Raw genomic sequence first — 23,576 nt, forward strand, 5'->3', positions numbered from 1 at the left:
AGGTCGTCGGGGTCGTCGTTGTTACCCGCGGGGATACCGACGGGTATACCCACGGGTCACCCCAGAACATGAGGGATCCCTCATTTTCGTGTGCGACGATGTCTCTCGTCCGCACGGCAGACGGCAGCCCGGTCACATCGGATGAGTGACTGCGCTGTTCGTCTCCGTGACAACGACTTCCGCCGACGATCGGCGGAGGGCCGCGGTGACACACCGCATCCCGGTCACACCGGGGTGTCCATCGGCCCGCACCCGACATCGATGTCGTCCCGCTCGTCGTGCGTCCCGTCGCGGACGCCGACGATCACCCGCCCCGACGTCCACCGACGCCCCGAGGAGATCCCCTGTGACGGTCAACGAATTCCGCAACGGCACCGACGGCACGCCGTCCTCCCGCCACACCGACACCCTGATCGCGCGGCTGCGCGGAGGGACGCCCTACGCCGTGACGTTCGGCGGACAGGGGACACCGTGGCTGCCCGCGCTGGCGGAACTCGTGATCGACGCCGAGCTCGACCACTCGCTCGCGCAGGTGGTCGACGCTGCCGAGCGGCTCGTCGAGCCCGTCGTCGGCGAGATCGACGCCGTGCGGCCCGACGGGTTCGACCCCCTGGCGTGGGTTCACGGCCTCGCCGCCGACCGCACCGTGCCGGCCCCGACCGTCCTCGCCGGCGCGGCTCAGTCCGTCCCGGGCATCCTCCTCTCCCAGATGGCGGCCCTCGCCGCGCTGGCCAAGCAGGGCCTCGACACCGCCGAGATCGCCCCGACCGCGGTCGCGGGCCACTCCCAGGGCGTCCTCGCCGCCGACGTCGTCTCCGACGCCGGCGGCCGTGGCGCGCTGCTCGCGGTGGCGCACCTCATCGGTGCGGCGGGCGCCACCGTCGCCCGGCGGACGGGTCTGGTGGTCACGGCCGACGGCACCCCGATGGTCTCGGTGTCGAAGGTCGACCCCGCCCGCCTTGCCGCCGTGCTCGACGAGCACCGCGCGTCGCTGGTGGGTGACGACGCCCTCATCGCGCCCGTGGTCGCCATCCGCAACGGGCGGCGGTCCGTCGCCGTGTCCGGTGCCCCCCGTCAGCTGACGGCGATCGAACAGCGCTGCGCCGCGATCGCCGCGGCCGAGGCGGCCGATCGCAAGGCCAAGACCACCGGCGGTGCCCCGTTCGCGCCCACCTTCGACCCGATCGACGTGTCGATCGCGTTCCACCACCCCGCCCTCGCCGACGCCGTCGACCTGGTCGCCGAGTGGGCGGGCCGCTGTGGCCTCGACTCGGCCTGGGCGCGCGGTCTCGCCGAGGCGATCCTCGTCGCGCCGTGCGACTGGGTGCGCAGCCTCGACGACGTCGCCGACGCCGGTGTGCGCTGGCTCCTGGATCTCGGCCCCTCCGACTCGGCCACGCGGCTGTCGGTGCCCAACGTCCGCGGACGCGGCATCGGGTGCATCCCGGCGAGCTCTCGCGGCGGCCAGCGCAACATCTTCGCCCCCGGCGGCGTCCCGTCGGTCCCGTCCCCGTGGAGCGTGCACGCGCCGGCCCTCGCCGAGCTGCCGGACGGCCGCACCGTCGTCGAGACGGCGTTCACACGTCTGACCGGGCGCTCGCCGATGCTGCTCGCGGGCATGACCCCGACGACCGTCGACCCGGAGATCGTCGCCGCGGCGACCAACGCCGGCCACTGGGCCGAGCTCGCGGGTGGCGGGCAGGTCACCGAGGCGATCCTCGCCGAGAACCTCGATCGCCTGCACACCCTCCTGGAGCCGGGCCGCCAGGCGCAGTTCAACGCGCTCTTCCTCGACCCGTACCTCTGGAAGCTGCAGCTCGGCGGCAAGCGTCTCGTGCAGAAGGCCCGCGCCGCAGGCGCGCCGATCGACGGTGTCGTCGTCTCGGCCGGCATCCCCGAACTCGACGACGCCGTCGCGCTGGTCGAGGAACTGATCGACGCGGGGATCCCGTGGGTCGCCTTCAAGCCCGGCACCGTCGAGCAGATCCGCTCGGTGGTCCGCATCGCCGCCGAGGTGCCCGCGCACCCTGTCATCGTCCACATCGAGGGCGGCCGCGCCGGCGGTCACCACTCCTGGGAGGACCTCGACGATCTCGTGCTCGCCACGTACGCCGAGCTGCGCGCCCGGCCCAACGCGGTCATCTGCGTCGGCGGTGGCATCGGCTCACCCGAGCGGGCCGCCGACTACCTGACCGGTCGCTGGTCGACCGCACACGGTTACCCGGCCATGCCGGTCGACGGCATCCTGCTGGGCACCGTCACCATGGCCACCCTCGAGGCGACCACCTCGCCCGCGGTCAAGCAGCTCCTCGTCGACACCCCCGGGTGCGACACCTGGATCGGCGCCGGCCACGCCCGTGACGGGATGGCCTCGGGCCGCAGCCAACTCGGCGCGGACATCCACGAGGTCGACAACGCCGCCTCCGCGTGCGGGCGTCTGCTCGACGCGGTCGCCGGTGACGCCGACGCCGTCGCCGAGCGCCGCGCGGAGATCATCGCCGCCCTCGACGCGACGGCGAAGCCCTACTTCGGCGACGTCGCCGAGATGACCTACCGGCAGTGGCTCACCCGCTACGCCGACCTGGCCGTCGGCACCGACCCCGGCCCCGCGCCGGTCTGGGCCGACGTCACCTGGCGCGACCGCTTCCTGCAGATGCTGCAGCGCACCGAGGCGCGGATGCACCCCGCCGACCGCGGCGAGGTCGCGACGGCATTCGTCGACGACGCCGCCACCGACAACCCGCACGCGGCGATCGACGTGCTCGGCAGCCTCTACCCGGAGATCGACGCCGACCCGCTGCACCCGGCGGACGTCGCGTTCTTCCTCGGCCTGTGCCGGACCCCCGGCAAGCCGGTGAACTTCGTGCCCGTCGTCGATGCCGACGTGCGTCGGTGGTGGCGTAGTGACTCGCTGTGGCAGGCCCACGACGCCCGGTACGGCGCCGACGAGGTGTGTGTCATCCCCGGCCCCGTCGCGGTCGCCGGCATCACCGAGGTCGACGAGCCCGTCGGCGCACTGCTCGACCGCTTCGAGGCGCATCTCGTCGCCGAACTCGGCTCCCGCGGAGTCGACCCCACCCCGGTGCCCAGCCGTCGCGCCGGTCTCGCCGGCCACACCGGCGTCCTCGCCACCGTGCTCGCCACCGACTCGGTCGAATGGGCGGGCCGCATGGTGCCGAACCCGATCGTCCGGCTCGGCGACGTCGATCGTTGGGAGTTCCTCGACGACGGCGACGACCGTGCCGAGCACGCACCCACCGGCGCGACCCTCACCCGGGTCGACGGCGGCGTCGAGCTCGTGGTGCCCGTCGCGTCGGCCTCGGTCACCATCCCGATGCGGCTCGACGCCTCCTTCGTCGACGGTGGCGCCCCCCGCGTCGACCTCGACGCCGCGTCCGCCGCGATGCGGACCATCCTCGCGGTCGCCGCGGGCGACCTGCCCGAGGTGGTCGACGGGGTCGCGACGACGGAGGCGCGCTGGGGCGCACACCTCGCCGCCGACCACGCCGGCGTCACCGCACACGGCCTGCCGCAGCACCTCTCGGCGTCGACCCCGTCGGGCAGCGGTGGGTTCGCCGTCCCCGACGCGATCGTCGGGCTGGCCTGGCCCGCGGTGTTCGCCGTCATCGGTGCGGCCCGCTCGCAGGACGGGCGCCCGGTCGTCGAGGGACTCCTCGACCTGGTCCATCTCGATCACGCCGTGTCCGTCGCCGGCGAGCTGCCGCGCGTCGACACCGACGTCGTGGTGACCGCCACCGAGCGCTCGGTGGCCGAGGTCTCCGTGGGCCGGGTCGTGACCGTCGACGTCGAGATCACCGGTCCCACCGGCTCTCTCGCCACGCTCACCGAGCGGTTCGCCATCCGCGGTCGGACCGGTGAGGGCGACCTGACCGATCCCGTCCGCGCCGGCGGCGCGGTGGTCGACGAGCGCTCGGCGACCCGCGCGCTCGTCCGGACCACGAAGGTCACCGCCCCCGCGCGGATGCACGGCTTCGCCGCGGTCTCCGGCGACCGCAACCCGATCCACACCGATCTGCGCGCCGCACGTCTCGCCGGTCTGGGGGAACCGATCGTCCACGGGATGTGGCTGTCGGCGCTGGCCCAGCACGTCGTGACGGCCACCGACGCCGACCGTCCCGTCCCGGCACCGCGCCCGCTGCTCGGGTGGACCGCCCGCTACCTCGGCATGGTCCGCACCGGTGACGAGGTGACCGTGCGCGTGGAGCGCGTCGGACTCGACCAGGGGGCCGAGGTCGTCGAGGTCACCTGCTCGGTCGACGGCGACCTGGTCCTCGCGGCCACCGGACGCCTCGCCGCCCCACGCACCGTCTACGCGTTCCCCGGGCAGGGCATCCAGAGCGCGGGCATCGGTCTCGCGGCCCGCTCCCGCTCCGCCGCGGCCCGCGACATCTGGGACCGCGCGGACGCGCACACCCGTGCGGCCCTGGGCTTCTCGATCCTCGCCGTGGTCCGCGACAACCCCACGCGCCTCGTCGCGCGGGGCACCACCTACACCCACCCCGACGGCGTGCTCTTCCTGACGCAGTTCACGCAGGTCGCGATGGCGACGCTGGGTGTCGCGCAGATCGCCGAGCTCCGCGAGGCCGGCGGCTTCGTCGAGGGTGCGATCACCTGCGGACACTCGGTCGGTGAGTACAACGCGCTGGCCGCCTGCGCCGGTGTCCTCCCGCTCGAGGCCGTCCTCGAGGTCGTCTTCCAGCGTGGCGAGGCCATGCACCACCTCGTCCCGCGAGACGAGCTGGGACGCAGCAACTATCGGCTCGCCGCCATCCGGCCCAGCCAGTTCGGTGTCGCGGACGACGAGGTCGTCTCGTTCGTCGCCGAGGTCTCGCGTGGCTGCGGCGAGTTCCTCGAGGTCGTCAACCTCAACCAGCGGGGCACCCAGTACGCCATCGCCGGCACCGTCCGCGGGCTGGAGAACCTCGAGGCGCACATCGAGCGTCGTCGCGCCGAGGTCGGCGGCAAGCGAGGCTTCATCCTCATCCCGGGCATCGACGTGCCGTTCCACTCGAGCGTCCTGCGTGACGGGGTGCCGGAGTTCCGTGCGCGGCTGCAGGAGCTGCTGCCCGAGAACCTCGATCCCGACGTGCTGATCGGGCGATACATCCCGAACCTGGTCCCGCGACCGTTCACCCTCGATCGCGACTTCGTGGTCGAGATCGCCGACCTCGTGCCGTCGCAGCCGCTGGCCGACGTCCTCGACGACTGGGAGGCCGCGTCCGCCGATCGCTCGTCGCTGGCCCGGATCGTCCTCGTCGAGCTGCTCGCCTGGCAGTTCGCGAGCCCGGTCCGCTGGATAGAGACCCAGGACCTGCTGTTCGCCGGCCGCGAGACCGGCGGCCTCGGTGTCCAGCGGTTCGTCGAGGTCGGTGTCGCCACCGCCCCCACGCTCTCCGGGCTGGCGACCAACACCCTCAAGCTCGACGACTTCGCGGACTCCGCCGTGCAGGTGCTCAACGTCGAGCGCGACAGCCAGGTCCTGCTCGCGCAGGACGAGGCGCCCGAGGAGATCGACGACGATCCCACGGGATCGGCATCAGAGGAGAAGCCCACGGAGCCGGTCCCGGCCGCCGCTCCCGTCGCCGCCGCACCGGCCCCCGCCGCCGCGGCAGGACCCCGTCCCGACGACCTCGCCTTCACCCCGGCCGATGCGGTCCGCGCGGTCATCGCGCTGTGGACGAAGATGCGCCCGGACCAGATCGGTGCCGCCGACACCATCGAGGCGCTGTGCGACGGTGTCTCGTCACGACGCAACCAGCTGCTGCTCGACGTCGGCGCCGAGCTCGGTCTCGGCGCGATCGACGGTGCGGCCGAGGCCGACATGGGCTCGCTGGCGTCGACCGTCGACGCCCTCGCGCGTGGCTACAAGCCGTTCGGCTCGGTGCTCACCGACGCCGTCGGCGACGCGCTGCGCAAGGTGCTCGGACCGATCAACAAGCGGCCCTCGCACATCGAGGACCGGGTGTCGTCGGTGTGGCAGCTCGGGCCCGGCTGGGCCCGTCACACCACCGTCGCGCTCGCGCTGGGCACCCGCGAGGGTGCGTCGGTCCGCGGCGGGGATCTCGGCGGGCTGGTCGACGGGCCGCTGGGCTCCGTCGACGCCCTCGACGCGGCGATCGACGCCGCGGTCGCCGCGGTCGGCGCACAGCGCGGTGTCGCGGTGAGCAAGCCGGCCGCCGAGTCCGCCGGTGGCGCCACCGTCGACGCCGCGGCGCTCGGTGCGCTCACCGAGCAGTTCACCGGTCGCAGTGGCGCGTTGGCGAGCGCGGCACGCACCGTCCTGCGCAAGCTCGGACTCGACGACGACGTCGCCGAGATCGATCCGGGCGCGGCCGACGAGGCCCGCGCGGCACAGGTCCTGTCCGAGCGTGTGTCCGCCGAGCTCGGCTCGGACTGGCTTCGCATCGTCACGCCGGCCTTCGACGCCCGCACCGCGGTCCTCGTCGACGACCGCTGGGCCAGTGCCCGTGAGGATCTCGCACGTCTGTGGCTGGTCGACGACCATTCCCTCGACGCCGACTTCGAGACGGTCACCGGGCGCTTCGCCGGTGCCGGCCACACGGTCGCCCAGCAGGCGACGTGGTGGCAGGGCAAGGCGCTGCACGTCGGTGACGGTGTGCGGGCCCGGGTGTACGCCCAGATCGCCCATCTCGCCGAGGATCCCGCTCCGGGCCGGTTCGCGGGCGAGGTCGCGGTGGTGACCGGCGCCTCCTCGGGGTCCATCGCCGCGGCGGTCGTCGGACGACTGCTCGCCGGCGGTGCGACCGTCGTCGCGACCACCTCCCGCCTCGACGGGTCCCGTCTGTCGTTCTTCAAGCAGCTCTACCGCGAGCACGCCCGCGACGGCGCGGCCCTGTGGGTCTCGTCGGCGAACATGTACTCCTACACCGACGTCGACGACCTCGTGGAGTGGATCGGGACCGAGCAGTCGGAGACCGCAGGCGGCTCCACCACGGTCGTCAAGCCGGCGCTGCGCCCGACGTTGCTGTTCCCCTTCGCCGCGCCGCGGGTGGCCGGCGACCTGTCCGACGCCGGCCCGCGGGCCGAGCTGGAGATGAAGGTCCTGCTGTGGTCGGTCGAGCGTCTGATCGCCGGCCTCGGTGAGCTCGGTGCCGACCACGACATCGACGGCCGCGTGCACGTCGTGCTCCCCGGCTCGCCCAACCGCGGCATGTTCGGCGGGGACGGCGCCTACGGCGAGAGCAAGGCCGCCCTCGACGCGCTGGTCGCGCGGTGGTCCGCGGAGTCCTCGTGGAACACCGGAGTGACGCTGGCGCACGCGATCATCGGATGGGTGCGGGGCACCGGACTCATGGGCCACAACGACCCCATGGTGTCGGCGGTCGAGGCCGCGGGTGTGCGCACGTGGTCGACGGCGGAGATGGCCGACGAACTGCTCGGGCTGTGCGCGCCGGAACGGCGTGCCGACGCACGGACGGCACCGATCGTCGCCGACCTCACCGCGGGACTCGGCGAGGCCGATCTCGACCTGGCCGCCCTCGCGGCGCAGGCACAGGAGCAGGCCGCGACCGTCGAGACCGTCACCGAGACCGCGCCGGTGACGGTGTCGGCCCTGCCGGCGCCGGCGCGCCCGGCGACGGGCACCACGCCGTCATGGCCCGAACTCGCCGTCGACCCCGCGGACCTCGTGGTCATCGTCGGTGCAGGCGAACTCGGCCCGTACGGGAGCGCCCGGACCCGTTTCGAGATGGAGGTGTCCGAAGAGCTGTCCGCGGCCGGTGTGCTCGAACTCGCCTGGAGCACAGGGCTCGTCCGCTGGGAGCAGACCCCGAAGCCCGGCTGGTACGACACCGAGAGCGGCGACCCCGTCGCCGAGCACGAGATCGCGGACCGCTACCACGACGCGGTCGTCGAGCGCTGCGGCATCCGCCGCTACGCCGACGACGGGGCGATGGTCGACAACGCGGCCCCGCTGCTCACGTCGGTCTTCCTCGACGAGGACCTCACCTTCACCGTCGCCTCGGAGGAGGAGGCCCGCGCGTTCGCGGCGTCCGACGCCGAGCGCACCAGCGTGACCGCGCTGGAGTCGGGGGAGTGGGAGGTCACCCGCCGGGCCGGCACGGAGATCCGCGTCCCGCGTCGGTTCTCGTTGAGCCGCACCGTCGGTGGGCAGATCCCGACCGGATTCGACCCCACCGTGTACGGAATCTCCGCCGACATGGCGTCGTCGCTCGACCGCGTCGCCCTGTGGAACCTCGTCGCCACCGTCGACGCGTTCCTCGGCTCCGGCTTCGACCCCGCCGAGCTGATGCGGTGGGTGCACCCCGGCCTCGTCGCCAACACCCAGGGCACCGGCATGGGCGGCATGGAGTCGATGCGATCGCTCTACATCGACACCCTGCTCGGTGAGTCGAAGGCGAACGACATCCTGCAGGAGGCGCTTCCGAACGTCATCGCCGCGCACGTCGTGCAGTCCTACGTCGGAAGCTACGGCGCGATGATCCACCCGGTCGCCGCCTGCGCGACCGCCGCGGTCTCCGTCGAGGAGGGCGTCGACAAGATCCGGCTCGGCAAGGCGCTGTTCGCGGTGGCCGGCGGTTTCGACGACCTGTCCGTCGAGGGCATCGTCGGGTTCGGCGACATGTCGGCCACGGCCGACTCCGGGGCGATGGCCGCGCGGGGCATGGATCCCCGCCGGTTCTCCCGCGCCAACGACCGCCGCCGCGCCGGGTTCGTCGAGTCCCAGGGCGGCGGAACGGTTCTGCTGGCCCGCGGCGACGTCGCGGCGGACATGGGACTGCCGGTCCTCGGTGTGGTGGCGTGGGCGCAGAGCTTCGGCGACGGCGTGCACACCTCCATCCCGGCCCCGGGTATCGGAGCCCTCGGCGCGGCCCGCGGTCGCACCGAGTCGCCGATGGCGCGCGCCCTGCGCGACCTCGGCGTCAGCGCCGACGACGTCGCGGTGGTGTCCAAGCACGACACGTCGACCAAGGCGAACGATCCCAACGAGGCCGACCTGCACGAGCGGGTGGCCGGCGCGCTCGGCCGCAACGACGGTGCACCGCTGTTCGTGGTGTCGCAGAAGTCGCTGACCGGACACGCCAAGGGCGGTGCCGCGGCGTTCCAGCTGATCGGGCTCTGCCAGATGCTCAGCGAGGGCGTCGTCCCGCCCAACCGCAGCCTGGACTGCGTCGACGAGGCGATGCGCGAGCACCCGCACCTCGTGTGGGTGACCGAGGCGCTCGATCTCGGCGAGCGGTTCCCGCTCAAGGCGGGTCTGCTCACCAGCCTCGGCTTCGGCCACGTGTCCGGTCTCATCGCGGTGGTGCACCCGGAGGCGTTCGTCGCCGCTCTCGACCCCGAGCGTCAGGCCGCGTACCGGGAGGCCGCGGCGCAGCGGTCCCGCGAGGGTGCGCGCCGTCGGCTGGAGGCGATGTGCGGCGGGGCGCCGCTGTACCAGCGCCCGCCGAACCGTCGTCTCGGCGACGACGGCCCGGACCCCGACCGTGAGGCGGCGATGCTCCTCGACGAGTCGGTGCGCCTCGACTCCGGCGGCGACTACCCGGCGGCGTACGCCGGGTCGGGCGCGGCACGGCGGTGAGCGTGCTCGGTGTCGGCATCGACATCGTGTCGGTGCCCGAGTTCGCCGAGCAGATGACGCAGGCGGGCACGACGTTCGCCGACCGGTTCACGGTCGGTGAGCGTCGTGACTCCGCGGCCGGGACCGGCGACGACGCACGGCATCTCGCGGCCCGATGGGCGGCGAAGGAGGCCGTGGTCAAGGCGTGGTCGCTGAGTCGGTTCGCGTTGCCGCCGGCGATGGAGGCGGTCGAGCACAGCGACATCGAGGTCGTCACCGACGCCTGGGGTCGCCCGTCGATCCGCTTGTCCGGGACCATCGGGGAGCACCTGCGCGACGCCACGGTCCACATCTCGCTGACCCACGACGGGCCGTCGGCGGCGGCGGTCGCGGTGATCGAGGCGCCGGACCGGACCTGAGCTCAGGTCTCGGGGTCCTCGAGGAGCAGGTAGCCGGTCAGCATCCGCTTGAGCTCGGCGACGGTGCGCGCGTGGTCGTGGCCGTCCTGCACCGAGAAGCTGAGCAGCGAATAGGCGGTGTGCACGAGCACCTCCGACATCATCGTGCGTCGCGCCCGCTGGCTCGGGGTGAGAGGCGCGATGATGCGCGCGACCATCTCGGCGAGGGCACGCTCGTGGACCATCGCGGTCGCGCGGGTCGCGGGAGTGGACTGCACCGCGAGCCACACGGCACGCCGCGACGGGTCGTCGCGCCACAGCGACGCGAGGTGGTCGAGGAACTTCTCCAGCAGTCGCGGCCAGTCGAGCGAGGGGATCTCCTCGCCGAACGCGGCCAACGCGTCCTGGACCCCCACCGCGTCCTGCCGGTCGAGTTCGCAGACGATGACGTACTTGTTCGCGAAGTACTGGTAGAGCGTCCCGATCGGCACGTCGGCGCGGGCCGCGATCTCCTCGCACGTCAGCGACTCGAAACCGACCTCGATGAGCAGCGACCTCGCCTCGACGAGCATCGCCTCGAACCGGCGGCGGCTGCGCTCCTGCGTCGGTCGCTTACGGGGCACCAGGGGTGCCGTCGGGTCACCCATGGTCGATGGCGGTCACACCGCGATGTCGCGGCGGAGCTTGGCGACGTGGCCGGTGGCCCGGACGTTGTACTGGGCGACCTCGATGGTCCCGTCGGCGTCGACGAGGAACGTCGAGCGGATCACGCCGGTCACGGTCTTGCCGTACATGGTCTTCTCGCCGAACGCACCCCACTCGGTGAGCACCGTCTTGTCCGGGTCCGACAGCAGCGGGAAGGTCAACTCCTGCTCGTCCCGGAACTTCGCGAGCTTGGCGGGCTTGTCGGGGGAGATGCCGACGACGTCGATCCCCGCCCCGGACAACTCGGCGAGGTTGTCGCGGAAGTCGCAGGCCTGCTTCGTGCATCCCGGTGTCGACGCCGCGGGGTAGAAGTACACGACGACCTTGCGGCCGGCGTAGTCGGCGAGGGAGACGGGGTTGCCGTCCGCGTCGGGCAGCGTGAAGGCCGGGGCGGTGTCACCGGGAGCGAGCCGTCGTGTCGTCACGCGTGACACGGTAGCCGAGCGTCGACCGCCGGTCGTGGCCACGGAGGTGTCCGGGCGGTGGGTCGTGTCCGGTCACGGCGTCGGTGAACTACGGTTGCCAGAAGAGTGCCCGGCCACCGTGTCGGGACGACCACCGGCGGGCCCGATCGAGGCGTCGACCCGCCGACGACGATGGAGGACACGTGGCACGCGACCCCGACAGCATCGAACGCGACATCGTCCGCGCCCGCGAGGATCTGGCCTCCACCCTGGACTCGCTCGCCGAGCGCGCCAACCCGCAGCGTCTCGCCGAGGACGCCAAGAACGGAGTCGTCGCCACCCTCAACGCACCGGCGGTCAAGTACCCGCTGATCGGTGTGGGTGTCCTGGTCCTGGCGCTGACGATCAAGAAGCTCGTCAGCTGATCTCACCGCGCGGTCGTCGTCCCGGACGGCCGCGCGCTCTCGGCGACGAACAGTGCCTCGGTCGCCGCGACCGCGCACTCCGTGACGTCGGCCAGCGGCGCGCCCGCCTCGACCTGTGCGGCGATGAGTTCCCGGAGGCCGCCGACGAGCAGCACCACCATCGGACGTGACGGCGGGCGGTGGCCCTCCCGCCGGAGGTCGTCGCTGTCGGCGAGGTCGCAGACGAGGTCGACGAACCCCTCCCGCGTCGCGCGCTCGACGTCGCGCGCGCCCGCCCGCAGTGTCGGGGCGTCGCGGATCCAGCTCAGCGTGATCGCCGGTTCCGCCGACGCCCCGGTGATCCACGTCCGGATCCCCACACGCACCTGATCGCGCCAGGGCGCGCTGCGATCGATCTCTCGGTAGATGAGGTCCATCTGACCCTGGCTGACGGTGGCGAGCATCGCGGCGAAGCACTGTTCCTTGTCCCCGAAGTGCTCGTAGAACGTGCGCCGCGACATGTGCGCGAGACGCACGACGTCGGCGACGGTCGTGTCCCGGAAACCGCGGTCGACGATGGACGTCGCGAGGGCGTCGATGAGACGGCCGCGCACGTCGTCGGTACGGGCGATCTCGCGGGGGGACGGGAGCGCGCTCGCCCCGTCGGATTCCATGGTGGCGAGCGTATCGGGCAGATCGGGGCGCTCCGGGCGACGCCCGTCGACAATCCTGGTACGCCTGCGTACCATCGTCGGCACCGGCGACCGCCACCGCGCAGAGACGAGGGTTCCCATGAGCATCCCGACCACCGAGCGCTCCGCCGCGCCGACGACACCACCGAGCCCGCGCGTCCCGCGTCCGCTGATCGCCGGCGCGACGGTCCTCAACCGCCGCGCCGGGCTGGAGTGGCTGCGATCGCGACACGGGTCGGTCTTCACCATCGACATCCCGGTGTTCGGCTCGACGGTGGTCGTCGCCGATCCCGCGGTCGCGCGCGAGGTGTTCCGCGCCCCCACCGACGTCCTCGAGTCCGTCGAGCAGAACCTCGGCCGTGTCCTCGGGCCGAACTCGATGTTCGCGCTCACCGGGGATCGGCATCGCCGCGAACGCAAGCTCCTCGCGCCCCCGTTCCACGGTCGGCGACTGCGGGCCTATCAGGACGTCATCGCCTCCGCGGCGCGGGCCGAGATGGCGACGTGGCCCACCGACCGCGAGTTCGCGACGATGCCGTCCTTCATGCGCATCACGCTGGACGTGATCATCACGGCGGTCTTCGGCGCCCACGGCCCGGAGTTCGACCGTCTACGGATCGTGTTGCCGCGCATGGTCGAACTGGGTTCGATGCTCGCGGTCGTGCCGCTGCCGCACCTCGAGTCGCTCGGTGACCACAGCCCGTGGGGTCGACTGCGTCGATGGCGCCGCGAGTACGACGCGATCGTGGGCCGACTGATCGACGCCGCGCAGCGCGCCGACGATCTCGACGACCGGGACGACGTGCTGTCGATGATGGTGGCCAGCCGCTACGACGACGGCAGCCCCATGACGCGCGACGAGATCGCCGACGAACTGCTGACGATGCTCGCCGCCGGACACGAGACGACCGCGACGACCCTGGCGTGGGCCGTCGAGCGGATCCGGCGTCACCCGGCGCTGATCGGACGGCTCGTCGCCGAGCGCGACGCCGGCGGCAGCGACCTCCTCGAGGCCACGATCCTGGAGGTACAGCGGGCGCGACCGGTGATCGACGTGACTTTCCGGACCGTCGTGGCGCAGGAGGCGCAGCTCGGCGAATGGACGGTGCGGCGCGACCAGTCGGTGATGGTGGGAATCGGACTCATCCACTCCGACCCTGCCGTCTGGCCGGACCCCGAGCGATTCGACCCCGACCGATTCGTCGGCGGCCGACCGGATCTCACCGAGTGGATCCCGTTCGGGGGAGGCTCACGGCGCTGCATCGGTGCCTCGTTCGCGTCGATGGAACTGCTCGTGGTGCTGCAGACCCTGCTCGACGACCTCGTCCTCGAGGCGACGACCCACCCGGGGGAGCGGTGGCGTCCGCGCGGCGTCGCCTATGCGCCCGCGCGGGGCGGGCGTGCGCGGGTGACCAGGCGGCACAGCGCCTGACGCAGGCGGTCGAACAGGCCCGGCGCGGCCGGCGGTCGTGACGGCGGCGGCGACACCCGGGTGACCCCCGAGGCCTCCGTCCACCGCAGTGAGCCGCCCAGGAAGTCCTGGCGGCGTCCGTCGCCGTCGGCGTACTCGTCGGACACCGGCCAGCCGAGTGACCCGGCCTGTGCACCCAGTTCCGTGTAGCGCGCCCCGATCGCCCCGTGCGTCCAGTATCCGGTCCGGGACCCGTTCTGGCGGAACAGGACACCCCCGGCGAACGGCTGTGTGCCGCCGCCGTCGACGACGCTGTGAGGGCCGGCCGGATAGCCCAGTGGTCCACGCTCGAACCTCAGGTCGGCCCAGGCCTCGAAGAGTCCGTCGTGGGGGATCGGCTCCGCATGCACCCGCCCGTCGGCGGTACGCGGCATCGTCGGTGACCAGTAGATGTGCGCGTGCTCGAACTCCGCGAACCGACCGAGCCCGTCGGGGCAGGTGACCTCGCCGACGGTGATGCGGCGCCCGATCCACGCGGCGGCGACGCGGGCCGCCTCGTCGATCTCGTTCAGCGGCGGCGCACCGATCCCACAGGCCGACGCGAACTCGTCGGCGGTCAGGCCGTCGGCGGAATTCATGTCGCAGTTGCCGAACGGCGGTGCGCCCTCGGGCAGTCCGCCGCCCCAGCCCTGTCCGTCGGTGTACTGGTGGGCGATCTGTCCGGGCAGGTCGGGGTTGCTGCCGTACCCCGCCCCGATGACCCGCAGTCCGGGTGGCCGTGTGCGCCACATCGCGGAGAAGTCCGCGGCGTTCGCGTATCCGATGACCCGACGGGCGTTGCCCCCGCAGTACCCGACGAGATCCCAGTAGGCGCGGTTGATCCAGTCCGACCCGTCGCCCGACGGGTTGCCACCGGACTCGACGTCGAGCATGAGCACCACCCGAGGGTGCAGCCCGCCGTTCCGGTCGATCTGGTCGCGCAGCGTCGCGGCCGTCTCCTGCCAGTTCGGACGGACGTAGCAGTAGACGATGCCGACGGTGAGGCGTCCGGTGTCGAGCGAGCGGCGGATCCATGTGTAGTTCGCGGCGAAGTTCGGGTCGCGGAACGTGCCGTCGTTCGCGCGGATCGACAGGATGGGATACGGGTAGGTGTCGTCCACGGGTGGCTGGTAGTACGAGACGTCGGCGAAGAGGGTGTCGGTCATCGCATCCCACTGTGCCCGGCCGGTCCGACGACGTCCCGATGCGCCCGGCCACCACGGGATTTCCGGACCCGCCGGTCGACCTGTTAGTGTCTCTTCTCGCGCCACCGCGCGCCATTAGCTCAATTGGCAGAGCAGCTGACTCTTAATCAGCGGGTTCGGGGTTCGAGTCCCTGATGGCGCACCCGAGGAGAGCCCTCGTCGCGACCGATCCGGTCCGACGGGGGCTCTCGTCGTCGGGACCGACGTCCGGGCGTGCCGTGACCTCGGCGTGACGAGGTTCTCGTACACTGATGCGGTCTGCCTGAGGGGGTCGGGCGTGAGGCCGCGATGGGCGTCGTCCGCGGTCGAGGGGCGCAGCGGCGCGCACGAGTCGGTGAACAGATGTATTCGGGAGTGCAATGGTGTTCGGACGGTCCAGTCGTCGTGTCTCGTGGTCGGTGGCGGCGGTCGCTGTCGTCGCGGTGATCGCGACAGCGTGTTCGGCGGGGACGGCGGCCCCCACGTACAGCGACAAGGTCGCCAGCAACGTCGGATTCGACGACCTGCTGCGTCCGGCCATCTCCGTCACCGGGTTCGCGGGCGCGCCGCTCACCGATCGCGCGGCCGGCGTCCAGCCCGGTGCGCCCCTGAAGGTCACCGCGCAGTCGGGCACTCTCACCGATGTCCGCATCCCCAAGGCCGACGGTGCCGGGAACGTCGCCGGCGTGTTCAACGCCGATCGCACGACATGGACCTCGACCGAGCCGCTCGGCTACGGCACCACCTACACGCTGTCCGCGGATGCCCGCGGGATCGCCGGGGCATCGGCTGCGCAGATGTCCTTCACGACACGCTCCCCGAACAACCTCACCGACGCGTACCTGCTGCCGGAGAACAACTCCACGGTCGGCATCGGTCAGCCGGTGGCCATCCGCTTCGACGAGCCCATCACCGACCGCAAGGCCGCGCAGGACGCGATCACCGTGCGCACCGACCCCCCGGTGGAGGGTGCGTTCTACTGGCTGAGCGACAGCGAGCTGCGCTGGCGGCCGCAGAACTTCTGGAAGCCGGGCACCAAGGTGCACGTCGACGTGAACACCTACGGCATCGATCTCGGTGACGGCGTGTTCGGTCAGCAGAACAAGACCCTCGACTTCACCATCGGCCGCGCCCTCGTCGCCACGGGCGACGACAACACCAAGCAGGTGTCGGTCGCGATCGACGGCAAGGTGGTCCGCACCATGCCGGTGTCGTTCGGCAAGGACAGCTCGCCGACCAATCCCGGCACCTACATCGTCGGTGACCGCGTGCCGAGCATCATCATGGACTCGTCGACGTACGGCGTCCCGGTGAACTCGCCCGGCGGCTACCGCGAGACCGTCTACTTCGACACACAGATGTCCTACAGCGGGATCTACCTGCACGCCGCCCCGTGGTCACTCGGCGACCAGGGCAACACCAACGTCAGCAACGGATGTCTGAACGTCAGCCCCGCGAACGCCGAGTGGTTCATGAACACAGCGCTGCGCGGCGACATCGTCGTCGTCAAGAACACGATCGGCCCCGTTCTCCCGGGCACCGACGGACTCGGTGACTGGAACATCCCGTGGGACGTCTGGAAGAAGGGGAACGCGGGCGGCAACGCCTGACCGGCTCCACCACACTGCCATTCGCCAGTGTTACGCTCCGCGTTGACACGATGGCCGGGTGGATCGGCCGTCCCATGCGGCGCCCCCGCGCCCGAGGAGAGGCAGTTCCCCGATGGCACAGCGTTCCCCGTGGATGACCGACGACCTCGACGACCTGCGCAGCATGGTGCGCGGGTTCATGGACAAGTCGGTCGCGCCCAACGTCGACAAGTACATCGAGCAGCACCACGTCGACCGTGACCTGTGGAACCAGGCCGGCGAACTGGGACTGCTGTGCATGTCGATCCCCGAGGAGTACGGCGGCGGGGGCGGCACGTTCGCCCACGAGTCGGTGCTCATCGAGGAGCAGGCTCGCATCGGTGACTCATCGTGGGGCGTGTCGCTGCACAACGGGATCATCGCCCACTACCTGCTGGCGTACGGCTCCGAGGAGCAGAAGCAGGCGTGGCTGCCGAAGATGGCGTCGGGCGAGGTGGTCGGTGCCATCGCGATGACCGAGCCCGGCACCGGCTCGGACCTGCAGAACGTGAAGACCCGCGCGATCCGCGACGGCGACGAGTACGTCATCGACGGCTCGAAGACGTTCATCACCAACGGGTCCCAGGCCGACCTGATCGTCGTGGTCGTGAAGACGGACACCTCGGAGGGCGCCAAGGGCATCTCGCTGGTGCTGGTCGAGGGTGACCGCGAGGGCTTTCGCCGCGGGCGCGTCCTGGACAAGATCGGCCAGCGCGGCCAGGACACCTCCGAGCTGTTCTTCGACGGCGTCCGCGTCCCCACGTCGAATCTCCTCGGGACCGAGGAGGGCCAGGGCTTCATCCAGCTGATGCAGCAGCTCCCGCAGGAGCGGCTGATCATCGCGGTCGCGTCGATCGCCGGGATGGAGGCCGCGATCGACCACACCCTGCGCTACACCAAGGACCGACAGGCGTTCGGGCGCCCCGTGTTCGGGTTCCAGAACACCAAGTTCAAGCTCGCCGAGGCCGCCACCGAGACGCGGGTCGGTCGCGTCTTCGTCGACGACTGCATCGTCAAGCACCTCGACGGGCAGCTCGACATCCCCACGGTCGCCATGGCCAAGTGGTGGACCACAGATCGTGCGATGAGCGTCCTCGACGAGTGCCTGCAGTTGTTCGGCGGTTACGGCTACATGAGCGAGTACCCCGTGGGTCGGATGTGGGCCGACGCCCGCGTGCAGAAGATCTACGCCGGCACGAACGAGATCATGAAGGAGATCATCGCGCGGTCGCTCTGACGGCGACGATCTCGCAGGCGCCTGTGATGGGGGTTCCCCCCATCACAGGCGCCTGTTATCGTCGTGGGCGTGTCACGGTCGCAGGCGCGGTGGACCGACGAAGACATCGCCGGTCTCCCCGCCTGGACGCTGGTCCAGGCCTACCACCCGATCGCTCGACGGTTCCATGAGATCTTCGCCGCCGAGCAACTGACGCCGGTGCAGTTCGGGGTGCTGCTCCAGCTCGAGGCGACACCGGGCATCTCCCAGGCCCAACTCGCCCGCAAGATCCTCGTACGTCAACAGAGCATGGCCGAACTGCTGTCGGGTCTCGTCGAACGAGGTCTTCTCGCACGGGATCTCGACGCGCGGCGTGGTCGGACGGTACCCATCGTCCTCACCGACGCCGGACGTGATCTCGTCCTCCGTGCAGCCGATGCGGTGGCGCAGTTCAATCGAGCCGCCCATCTGGGGCTCACCGAAGCCGAATCCCAGACCCTGAACAGCCTGTTGCACAAGGTGATCGCCGCGTCTCGCGAATGGTGACGCGCTGATCACCGGTGCCTGTCGGGAGACCGAGGAGTTCTCATGGATGCTCTTGCACGATTCGTCACGTCCCACCGGTGGTGGGTCATCGCCGCCTGGATCGTCCTGACCGCCGTCGGCGGATTCGGCGCGTCCAAGGCGGTGTCGGCGCTCAGCTACGACTTCGGACTCCCCGGCCAGCCGGGTTACGAGACGAACGTCGACATCGTCACGCAATTCGGGTCCGGTGGTGCGAACGCGCCCATCCTGCTGGTGGCAGAGGGTGAGGACCGACGGCTCGCAGCCGCCGACGGTGCCGCGGTCGCGTCCGCCGCACAACGGGCAGCACCGGGTGCGCGTGTCACGTCGTTCGCCGATCACCCGGAGTTGCTGTCGCGCACCGGGACGACCGGCGTGACCCTGGTGTACCCGACGCCGCGCGGGGGCGCGGAACCCTATGTCGCCGCGACTGCAGCGCTTGAGGCCGCAGCGCGGACGGCCGCCACATCGACCGGTGTCGGGGTGACGGTCACCGGTGCCGACGCCCTGGCGAGTGGGGGCGAGTCCGGTGGGGTCGACATCCTCGCCGAGACCCTCTTCGGCGGTGTCGGTGCTCTCATCGTGCTCGCCCTCGTGTTCGGGTCGTTCCTCGCGCTCATGCCGCTGATGGTGGCGGCCGCGTCGATCCTCACGACGTTCCTGATCCTCTGGGGACTGACTGCGGTCACCGACGTGTCGTTCATCGTGCAGTACCTGTTGGCGCTCATCGGTCTCGGCGTCGCCATCGACTACGCCCTGCTGATCGTGACGAGGTGGCGTGAGGCGCGCGGTCAGGGTCTCGACGACGTCACCGCGGTGCGGGAGTCGCTGACCACTGCCGGCCGGTCCGTGCTCTTCTCGGGTCTCACCGTCGCGGTCAGCCTGGCGGCGTTGATCGCCCTGCCGGTGCCCTTCCTGCGCAGCATCGGGTTCACCGGTCTGCTCATCCCGCTCCTCAGCGTGGCCGTCTCGCTGACACTGCTGCCCGCGTTGCTGCTCGTCGCGGGACGCAGACTCGAATGGCCACACCGCAGAGGCACCAGCCCCGACAGTCGGCTCTGGCGCCGCGTGGGGACCACCGTGGTCCGCCACCGGTGGATCTCGGCGATCGCCGCCCTGGCGGTGCTGGTGGTCCTCGCCATCCCGGTGTTCTCCCTGAATCTCGCCGACCCCACCAACGACTCACTCGCATCGCGCGGGGGGCCGGCGGGAACGGCCATCGCAGCCGTGGAGAACTCCGGACTCGGCGCCGGACTGACGAAACCGGTCGAGGTGGTCACCGACCGACCGGACGTCCTCGCGTCCCGGCTCAGCGAGGTCCCTGGTGTGGCAGGCGTGGTGGCGCCGGAGTCCTGGCGTTCCGGGGACGCCCACATCGTCGACGCGTGGACGACCGACGACGTGTCCACGTCCGCCGGTGCCGACGCGGTGGCGCGGATCCGCGCCGCCGCCGAGGCCGACGACGCGCGTGTCGGCGGCGTCGCGGTGCAGAACGCCGATTTCATCGACGCCGTCTACGGCAACGCGTGGTGGGTGCTCCTCGTCATCGTGGTGGTGACGTTCGCGCTGCTGGCGCGGGCGCTGCGCTCGATGGTGCTGCCGTTGAAGGCGTTGGTGCTCAACGTGATCTCGTTGGGCGCCGCCTACGGCATCACGGTGTTCATCTGGCAGGACGGGTTCGGCACCGAACTGCTGTTCGGGCAGCAGTCGTCGGGCGCGATCACCGTGTGGATCCCGATCGCGGTGTTCGCCTTCCTGTTCGGGTTGTCGATGGACTACGAGGTCTTCCTGCTCAGCCGGATCCGCGAGGAACACGAGGCGGGCGTCGAGACCGACACCGCGACCGTGACAGGCCTGACTCGCACCGGTCGACTCGTGACCTCGGCCGCGATCATCCTGTTCCTGGCGTTCATCTCGCTGTCCCGCGTCCCGACGACCGACGTCAAGATCCTGGCCACCGCGCTCGCGCTCGGCATCCTCATCGACGCGACCATCGTCCGAGGCGTCCTGGCCCCGGCTCTCGTCGCCGCCCTGGGCCGCGCCAACTGGTGGGCACCGTGGCGGCGGGAGCGTGCGAGGTCCTGACAAGGCGTGTCCGGTGACGACGACGGCCCCCTCCGCGTGGGAGAGGGCCGTCGGTCGGGGTGGATGACGGGACTCGAACCCGCGACAGCCAGGATCACAACCTGGTGCTCTACCAACTGAACTACATCCACCATCGGTCCCGGTCGCCCGGAACCAGGGTCACACTCTATCCGCACCGGCCGCACCAAGACCAATCGGTTCTCGGTGCGTCCGCCTCAGGCCTCGCCGAGGCCGCGGACGACCTGCTCGATCTGCGACGTGTCGGGTCCGGGAGGGGCGACGAACACCGTCTCCCGGTAGTACTTGAGCTCCCTGATCGACTCGCGGATGTCCGCCAGAGCGCGGTGGGCGAGGCCCTTCTCGGGCTGACCGAAATAGATCTTCGGGTACCAGCGCCGCGACAACTCCTTGATGGAGCTGACATCGATCATCCGGTAATGCAGGTAGCCGTCGAGCGTCGGCATGTCGCGGGCGATGAACCCGCGGTCGGTCGCGATCGAGTTGCCGGCGAGCGGCGCGGACCCCGAGGACGTCACGTGCTCCTTGATGTAGTCGAGGACCATCTTCTCTGCCTCGGCGAGCGTGATGGTCGACTGCCGGACCTCGGTGGTGAGTCCGGAATGGGAGTGCATCTTCTTGACGACGTCGGGCATCGCGTCCAGGTCGGCGTCGTCGGCGTGGATCACGACGTCCACGCCCTCACCGAGGATGGTGAGGTCGCTGTCGGTGACCAGCGCGGCGATCTCGATGAGTTTGTCCGAGTCGAGCCGCAGACCGGTCATCTCGCAGTCGATCCACACCAGTTTGTCCTGCACCCGACAACCTTAGCGGGCCGTTAGGGTTGGCCCCGGCCCAGTAGGCCGCACCAGCAGCGACGGGGGACGACGGGATGACGCAGGCAGACGGCTCGCAGCGTAGCGCGGCGCAGGAGATCGCGGCGGGCTACGCCGTCGACGGGGCGGCGCTGGAACTCGGCGCGGTGAGCGTCGACGGCGTCGTCGACGCCGGGGCGCAGGTGCGGATCCCGCTCGCGATGATGAACCGGCACGGTCTCGTCGCAGGGGCGACCGGCACCGGCAAGACCAAGACGTTGCAGGTCATCGCCGAGCAGCTCTCGACCGCAGGCGTGCCCGTCGTCATGGCCGACATCAAGGGCGACCTGTCGGGCCTGAGCCGCCCCGGCGAGCCGTCGGACCGGATCAGCAAGCGCGTCGCGGAGATCGGCGACGACTGGGCGCCGGCCGGCCATCCATGCGAGTTCGTGTCGCTCGGCACCGGTGGAGTCGGTGTGCCCATCCGCGCGACGGTGACGTCGTTCGGTCCGATCCTGCTCAGCAAGGTGTTGGGGCTCAACGACACCCAGGAGTCGACGCTGCGCCTGATCTTCCACTGGGCCGACACGCGAGGCCTCGCGCTGCTGGATCTCAAGGACCTCCGCGCGGTCATCGCCCACCTCACCGGCGACGAGGGCAAGGCCGACCTCGCGGAACTCGGCGGGGTCTCGAAGGCGACGGCCGGTGTCATCCTGCGGTCGCTGACGACGCTGGAGGCCGACGGCGGCGACACGTTCTTCGGCGAGACCGAGATCGAGCCCGCCGACCTGCTGCGGACCACACCCGACGGTGCAGGGATCATCACGCTGTTCGAACTCGGCGATCAGGCCGCGCGTCCGGCCCTGTTCTCGACCTTCCTGATGTGGATCCTCGCCGACCTCTTCGAGTTCCTCCCCGAGGTCGGCGACACCGACAAGCCGAAGCTGGTCTTCATCTTCGACGAGGCGCACCTGCTCTTCAGCGACTCGTCGAAGGCGTTCGTCGAGCAGGTCGAGCAGACGGTGAAGTTGATCCGCTCGAAGGGCGTCGGGGTGTTCTTCTGCTCGCAGCTGCCCACCGACATCCCCAACCAGGTGCTGTCGCAGCTGGGCGCACGCATCCAGCACGCCCTGCGGGCGTTCACCCCGGACGACCAGAAGGCGCTGTCGAAGACGGTCAAGACCTATCCGACGTCGACCGCCTACGACCTGGAGAAGGCGTTGACGTCGTTGGGGATCGGCGAGGCGATCGTGACCGTGCTGTCGGAGCGGGGCGCACCGACCCCGGTCGCCTGGACCGTCGTCCGTCCGCCGCGGTCGCTGATGGCGGGCATCGGGGCCGAGGCGATGACCGCTGCGGCGACGGCGAGTCCGCTGCACGCGAAGTACGCCGAGACCATCGACCGCGAATCGGCCTACGAGAAGCTGAACGCGAAAGTCCTCGCTCCCGCCGACACATCAGCCGCCCCGGAGGCGCCTCCCGTCCCGGCACCCGCATCGGAGGCCCCGAAGCCCGCCGGCAAGCCCGAACCCGGTGTGGTGCAGGAGATCCTGGGCAACCCCGCGGTGAAGAGCTTCATGCGTTCCGCCGGCAGTGCGCTGGGGCGCGAGATCACCCGGTCGCTGTTCGGCACCGGCCGCCGACGGTAGGCCTCAGCCGCCGAGTTTGCGGTAGAACCCGCCGACGATCGGCGCGACGATCGCGCGCGGGGTGTACCCGCCCGCCACCGACATCGCCTTCGACAGGGCTCCCGGCACGACGCGCATCTTGTTGCGGGCCAACGCGTCCAGGCTCAGTCGCGCGACGCCGGCACTGTCGTCCCAGAGGAAGCCGGGCACCATCTTGTCGACGATGCTGGCGTCCTCCGGCGACGGCTCCTCGGTGCGGACCGGCCCCGGCGCCAGCAGTGTGACGTTGACGCCGGCACCGGCGACCTCGCCGCGTACCGACTCGCTGAAGGTGTTCACGAACGCTTTCGACGCGGCGTAGGTCGCATTGTTCGGGATGGGCATGTTTCCCGCCGCGGACCCCACCATGAGGATGCCGCCGGACCCGCGCTTCACCATCTGCGGCAGGACGGCGAGCGTCAGATCGTGGACGGCGGTGACGTTGAGACGGACCTGCGCGCGTTCGTAGTCCGCGTCGAGGTCGACGAGGGCGCCGAATGTCGCGATGCCGGCGTTGTTGCAGAGCAGCGCGATCTCCCGGTCGGCGAACTCGGCGCACAGCACCTCGACGGCCGCGGGATCGGAGAGGTCACTCGGGCGGACCTCCACGTCGACGCCGTGCGCGGCACGGAGCTCACCCGCGGTCTTCTCGAGGATCTCGCCCCGGCGGGCGACGAGGATCAGCGAGTAACCGCGGCGCGCGAGTTCGCGGGCGAGTGCGTCGCCGATTCCGGACGACGCGCCCGTGACGACGGCGCGGTTGGACTGCGACGGTGCGGTCAGTGCCATGGCGCCGATCGTAACG

Annotated in this window: 15 protein-coding genes and 2 tRNA genes; 10 read left to right on the top strand and 7 right to left on the bottom strand. The window is 71.1% G+C overall.

The features are described 5' to 3' along the window. The first annotated feature begins 346 nt into the window (after positions 1-346). Positions 347-9,583 (top strand): type I polyketide synthase, encoded by a 9,237-nt coding sequence (locus Q1A98_RS12560; RefSeq protein WP_299573942.1) that lies wholly within the window; start codon positions 347-349, stop codon positions 9,581-9,583. After that, positions 9,580-9,981, top strand: coding sequence for a holo-ACP synthase (locus Q1A98_RS12565; RefSeq protein WP_299573944.1), 402 nt, complete (start codon positions 9,580-9,582; stop codon positions 9,979-9,981). Before Q1A98_RS12560 ends, Q1A98_RS12565 begins: the two co-directional genes overlap by 4 nt. A gap of 2 nt (positions 9,982-9,983) precedes the next feature. On the opposite strand, the gene Q1A98_RS12570 is transcribed toward Q1A98_RS12565, so the two are convergent. Further along, positions 9,984-10,607 (bottom strand): TetR/AcrR family transcriptional regulator, encoded by a 624-nt coding sequence (locus Q1A98_RS12570; protein ID WP_299573947.1) that lies wholly within the window; start codon positions 10,605-10,607, stop codon positions 9,984-9,986. A 12-nt stretch (positions 10,608-10,619) separates the two neighbouring features. Continuing rightward, complete coding sequence (bcp, locus tag Q1A98_RS12575; protein ID WP_299573950.1) at positions 10,620-11,090, bottom strand: thioredoxin-dependent thiol peroxidase; 471 nt, start codon at positions 11,088-11,090, stop codon at positions 10,620-10,622. A gap of 182 nt (positions 11,091-11,272) precedes the next feature. On the opposite strand from bcp, the gene Q1A98_RS12580 reads away from it, so the two are divergent. Then, the gene (locus tag Q1A98_RS12580) at positions 11,273-11,494 is read left to right on the top strand and encodes a DUF3618 domain-containing protein (protein WP_299573953.1); all 222 of its coding nucleotides are present in this window, start codon (positions 11,273-11,275) and stop codon (positions 11,492-11,494) included. Positions 11,495-11,496: 2 nt separating this feature from the next. Here Q1A98_RS12580 and Q1A98_RS12585 read toward each other — a convergent pair whose 3' ends face one another. Further along, positions 11,497-12,147, bottom strand: a complete 651-nt coding sequence (locus Q1A98_RS12585) for a TetR/AcrR family transcriptional regulator (RefSeq protein ID WP_299573955.1) — start codon at positions 12,145-12,147, stop codon at positions 11,497-11,499. A gap of 118 nt (positions 12,148-12,265) precedes the next feature. Between Q1A98_RS12585 and Q1A98_RS12590 the strand changes: the two genes are divergently transcribed. Next, positions 12,266-13,597 carry a cytochrome P450 gene (locus Q1A98_RS12590; RefSeq protein ID WP_299573958.1) on the top strand — a complete coding sequence of 444 codons (1,332 nt, stop codon included), beginning with the start codon at positions 12,266-12,268 and terminating at the stop codon, positions 13,595-13,597. Here the strand turns inward: Q1A98_RS12590 and Q1A98_RS12595 are convergent. Continuing rightward, positions 13,543-14,781: a hypothetical protein gene (locus Q1A98_RS12595; protein WP_299573961.1), complete on the bottom strand. Its 1,239-nt coding sequence runs from the start codon at positions 14,779-14,781 to the stop codon at positions 13,543-13,545. The two genes, Q1A98_RS12590 and Q1A98_RS12595, sit on opposite strands and share 55 nt — an antisense overlap. Before the next feature lie 108 nt (positions 14,782-14,889). Here Q1A98_RS12595 and Q1A98_RS12600 point away from each other — a divergent pair. From Q1A98_RS12600 to Q1A98_RS12620, 5 genes are all read left to right on the top strand, one after another. Beyond that, positions 14,890-14,962 (top strand) — tRNA-Lys (locus Q1A98_RS12600). A 217-nt stretch (positions 14,963-15,179) separates the two neighbouring features. Beyond that, a complete protein-coding gene (locus tag Q1A98_RS12605) occupies positions 15,180-16,409 on the top strand; it encodes an Ig-like domain-containing protein (RefSeq protein ID WP_299573964.1) in 1,230 nt (409 codons plus the stop codon). Positions 16,410-16,521: 112 nt separating this feature from the next. Beyond that, complete coding sequence (locus Q1A98_RS12610; RefSeq protein WP_299573966.1) at positions 16,522-17,664, top strand: acyl-CoA dehydrogenase family protein; 1,143 nt, start codon at positions 16,522-16,524, stop codon at positions 17,662-17,664. Between the two features lie 69 nt (positions 17,665-17,733). Next, entirely contained in the window at positions 17,734-18,189 is a 456-nt protein-coding gene (locus Q1A98_RS12615; RefSeq protein WP_299573969.1) for a MarR family transcriptional regulator, read from the top strand. 42 nt (positions 18,190-18,231) lie between these two features. Next, the gene (locus Q1A98_RS12620) at positions 18,232-20,292 is read left to right on the top strand and encodes an MMPL family transporter (RefSeq protein WP_299573972.1); all 2,061 of its coding nucleotides are present in this window, start codon (positions 18,232-18,234) and stop codon (positions 20,290-20,292) included. 58 nt (positions 20,293-20,350) lie between these two features. On the opposite strand, the gene Q1A98_RS12625 is transcribed toward Q1A98_RS12620, so the two are convergent. After that, positions 20,351-20,423, bottom strand: a tRNA-His gene (locus Q1A98_RS12625). An 84-nt stretch (positions 20,424-20,507) separates the two neighbouring features. Continuing rightward, positions 20,508-21,107 carry an oligoribonuclease gene (orn, locus tag Q1A98_RS12630; protein ID WP_299573975.1) on the bottom strand — a complete coding sequence of 200 codons (600 nt, stop codon included), beginning with the start codon at positions 21,105-21,107 and terminating at the stop codon, positions 20,508-20,510. A gap of 74 nt (positions 21,108-21,181) precedes the next feature. Here orn and Q1A98_RS12635 point away from each other — a divergent pair, with 74 nt between their 5' ends. Next, positions 21,182-22,753 (top strand): helicase HerA-like domain-containing protein, encoded by a 1,572-nt coding sequence (locus Q1A98_RS12635; RefSeq protein WP_299573978.1) that lies wholly within the window; start codon positions 21,182-21,184, stop codon positions 22,751-22,753. 3 nt (positions 22,754-22,756) lie between these two features. Here Q1A98_RS12635 and cmrA read toward each other — a convergent pair whose 3' ends face one another. Beyond that, the gene (gene cmrA / locus Q1A98_RS12640; protein ID WP_299573981.1) at positions 22,757-23,560 is read right to left on the bottom strand and encodes a mycolate reductase; all 804 of its coding nucleotides are present in this window, start codon (positions 23,558-23,560) and stop codon (positions 22,757-22,759) included. Positions 23,561-23,576: the final 16 nt, after the last annotated feature.

It is taken from the genome of uncultured Williamsia sp. (assembly GCF_947494875.1).
GTDB lineage: Bacteria > Actinomycetota > Actinomycetes > Mycobacteriales > Mycobacteriaceae > Williamsia_A.